Here is a 3118-nt window from a genome sequence, read left to right on the forward strand (position 1 = left end):
TGGCGGCCGCGATGCCGGTGGGGGTGGTGAATCTGCTTGCGGGGGTGGAAGAGCTGGCGGTGGGAGTGCCTGTGCGAGAACGACACACGTATCGGATGGCGCGTCATAGACGGTTCCTTCGCCGCACTCCGCTGCGCTACTGACTGCCGGCGACAGCGAGGTCGCGATTACCAGCGGCCCGAGGACGGCCGGGACAATGAGCATCAAATGATTAGCTGCGCTGCGCATTTCAGATCTCCGTGCAGGGCAATCGTAACCTCAGCAGCGTTGCTGTAAAAGGGCCTATGGCGAGGCTATTTGTCAAACGTCAGATAGTGGTGATGAATCCGCCGTCGATGCGGTGGTCGGATCCGACGATATTTCCCGTGCGGCTGGCGGCCAGGAAGACAACGAGATCAGCTACCTCTTCAGGTGTGGTGAACCGCCCCGTCGGCGGCTGGTTCTGATGGTTGCTGAAAGCTGCCCGTAATTCTCCTGCGTACTGGCTGCGTACTAGCCACGTCACGCCGGGCGGCAACGTCACAAAGTGCGACAATGTGTAGGTGACGACAACACGGCTAGTAGGGGGGCGGAAAAGGAACAACTAATTTGAAGAGGGCAATATTTGGCGTGTCAGCGGCAGCAGCCATAGCACTGACACCCTTCCGCATTCCGCCAGCACAAGCGCACGCCGACGATCCCTGTGTCAGCATCACCGATCCCGCCGCCCACCATGCTTGCGTCGACAAATCCCTGCGCGAGAACCCCCTGCACAGATACCAAGGCAATTGCGATGCCACCGCCCTCTATGGACAGATGGGCCAACTTTGTCGGGACTCCTGGGTCCGAAAGTCTGCGCCCCAATGGAGGGTGGGCTGAAGTCAACCCACCGCCCCGGCTAATCAGGCGATCAGGCCCCGGCGGGAGCTCTGGGGCAAGCCTCGTCACGTTTTGCGGCCAGCGGCCATTCTGATGCTCGGCTAGTTTGTGGCGGTGGCGGAGGGATTTGAACCCTCGGACGGTGTTAGCCGTCACACGCTTTCGAGGCGTGCTCCTTAGGCCGCTCGGACACGCCACCGCCGAGCAGCTTACCGAACCGTCCGCCGCTCAACCCAATCGCTGGCGAGCGAAGAAGGCCTCCAACGGTGCGGCGCATTCTTCCGCGAGTACCCCGCCCCGCACGGCCGGGCGGTGGTTGAGTCGTCGGTCGCGAACCACATCCCACAGCGATCCAACCGCTCCCGTCTTGGGCTCCCAGGCGCCGAAGACCAGCCGCTCGATGCGAGCCAGCACCAGCGCGCCCGCGCACATGGTGCAGGGTTCGACGGTCACCGCCAGCGTGGTGCCCTCCAGCCGCCACCCGTCGCCCAGCACGGCGGCCGCCGCCCGCATCGCCAGGATCTCCGCGTGCGCGGTCGGATCACCAAGGGCCTCACGGGCATTCACCGCCCGGGCGAGTTCGGTTCCGTCGGCGCCGACGACCACCGCACCAATAGGAACGTCGCGGGGACCCGCCGTCGCGGCAACCGACAGCGCGGTACGGATCAGATCTTCGTCAGCGATCACCGACTGTGGTCACCGACCGAGGCGGTCGATCACCGCCGACAGCTCGTCGGCGAAGCCCATCTCCCGGGCGATGCGCCCCAATTGCTCGTCGGCGTAAAGGTCGGACTCATCGAGGATGACACCCAATACCGCGTCGGGCAGGCCGATGTCGGCCAGCAACCCGAGATCGCCCTCCTCGAACGGCTCTACGTCCTCGAGGTCCTCGGGGTCGATGTCGGCGTCGAGATTGTCCAGCACTTCGGCCGCGATGTCGTAGTCCAGCGCGGCGGTGGCGTCCGACAGCAGCAGCCGGGTCCCCGAGGGTGCCGGGCGCACAATGACGAAGAATTCGTCGTCGACGTCGAGAAGCCCAAACACCGCTCCGGCGCTGCGTAGTTCACGCAGCTCCGTCTCTGCCGCCGAGAGACTCGTCAATGACTTCGCGGCCATCGGGTAACAGCGCCATTGGCCCTCTTCGCGCACGACCGCGACACCGAAGCCGTCCGGCACGTCCGCGGACGGGCCCTGTGCAGAGGCCCGTTGTGCTCCCATGGCCGCATACGCTAGTCGCTGACCAGGCCCCTTGACCAGACAGACGCACGCGTGCGAGCGAACCTGAACCACCACGTCGTGCGGAACTGTGCCAACCTTGGACTGTGGCTCGGACGGCAACGAAGACACCGATATGCGTGCTCGGTCTGGGACTGATCGGCGGCTCGATTATGCGGGCCACCGCAAAAGCCGGCCGCGAAGTGTTCGGCTACAACAGGTCAGTGGAAGGCGCGCAGGGAGCCGTCGCCGACGGCTTCGACGCCAGCACCGACCTCACCGAAACACTGACCCGCGCCGCCGACCTCGGCGCGCTGATCGTGCTGGCCGTGCCGATGCCGGCGCTGCCCAGCATGCTGGCCCACGTCAGCGAGTTGGCCCCCGACTGTCCGTTGACCGACGTCACCAGCGTCAAGAGCGCGGTGCTCGACGAGGTCGCGGCGGCCGGTCTGCTGCAGCGCTTCGTCGGCGGTCACCCGATGACGGGCACGGCCGAGTCCGGTTGGCCCGCCGGCCATGCCGGGTTGTTCACCATGGCCCCGTGGGTCGTCAGCGTCGACGACCATGTGGATCCCGAAGTGTGGTCGATGGTCATGACGCTCGCGCTGGACTGCGGCGCGGCGGTGGTGCCGGCGAAGTCCGACGAGCACGACGCCGCCGCAGCCGCCATCTCGCACTTGCCGCACCTGCTCGCCGAGGCCCTCGCCATCACCGCCGCCGAGGTGCCGCTGGCGTTTGCCCTGGCCGCAGGGTCTTTCCGCGACGGGACGCGGGTGGCCGCGAGCGCGCCGGACCTGGTGCGTGCGATGTGCGAAGGCAATTCCAGCCAGCTGCTGCCGGCCCTCGACCGGGCCATCGAGCTGCTGAGTCGTGCGCGCGACTCCCTCGACCGCGACATCTCGGTGGCCGAGCTTGTCGAAGCCGGCCACGCGGCGCGGACCCGCTTCGACAACGTGAGCAAGGTGTTCGGTGGCGGCGGCACCGCGGTGGGCCGGCTCAGCCTCGACGTGCCCGAGGGCACGCTGCCGGTCTTCGTCGGCTCCTC

The 3118-nt window shown here is 66.7% G+C and carries 4 protein-coding genes and 1 tRNA gene; 1 reads left to right on the top strand and 4 read right to left on the bottom strand.

Going from position 1 to position 3118, the window contains the following annotated elements; translation table 11 throughout:
* Window positions 1-307: 307 nt before the first annotated feature.
* The 4 genes from A5745_RS23955 to A5745_RS06995 all read right to left on the bottom strand — a co-directional run bounded on the left by A5745_RS23955 (window position 308) and on the right by A5745_RS06995 (window position 2076).
* Window positions 308-523 carry an SDR family oxidoreductase gene (locus A5745_RS23955; RefSeq protein ID WP_254848507.1) on the bottom strand — a complete coding sequence of 72 codons (216 nt, stop codon included), beginning with the start codon at window positions 521-523 and terminating at the stop codon, window positions 308-310.
* Between the two features lie 444 nt (window positions 524-967).
* A tRNA-Ser gene (locus tag A5745_RS06985) sits at window positions 968-1057 on the bottom strand.
* A gap of 29 nt (window positions 1058-1086) precedes the next feature.
* Complete coding sequence (locus A5745_RS06990) at window positions 1087-1545, bottom strand: nucleoside deaminase (RefSeq protein WP_076063466.1); 459 nt, start codon at window positions 1543-1545, stop codon at window positions 1087-1089.
* Window positions 1546-1554: 9 nt separating this feature from the next.
* On the bottom strand, window positions 1555-2076 hold the full coding sequence (locus tag A5745_RS06995; RefSeq protein ID WP_076063464.1) for a tRNA adenosine deaminase-associated protein: 522 nt from the start codon (window positions 2074-2076) through the stop codon (window positions 1555-1557).
* Between the two features lie 131 nt (window positions 2077-2207).
* On the opposite strand from A5745_RS06995, the gene A5745_RS07000 reads away from it, so the two are divergent.
* A partial coding sequence (locus A5745_RS07000) for a prephenate dehydrogenase (protein ID WP_254848508.1) occupies window positions 2208-3118 on the top strand: 911 nt, incomplete at its 3' end.

It is taken from the genome of Mycobacterium sp. IS-2888 (assembly GCF_001954215.1).
Lineage (GTDB): Bacteria > Actinomycetota > Actinomycetes > Mycobacteriales > Mycobacteriaceae > Mycobacterium.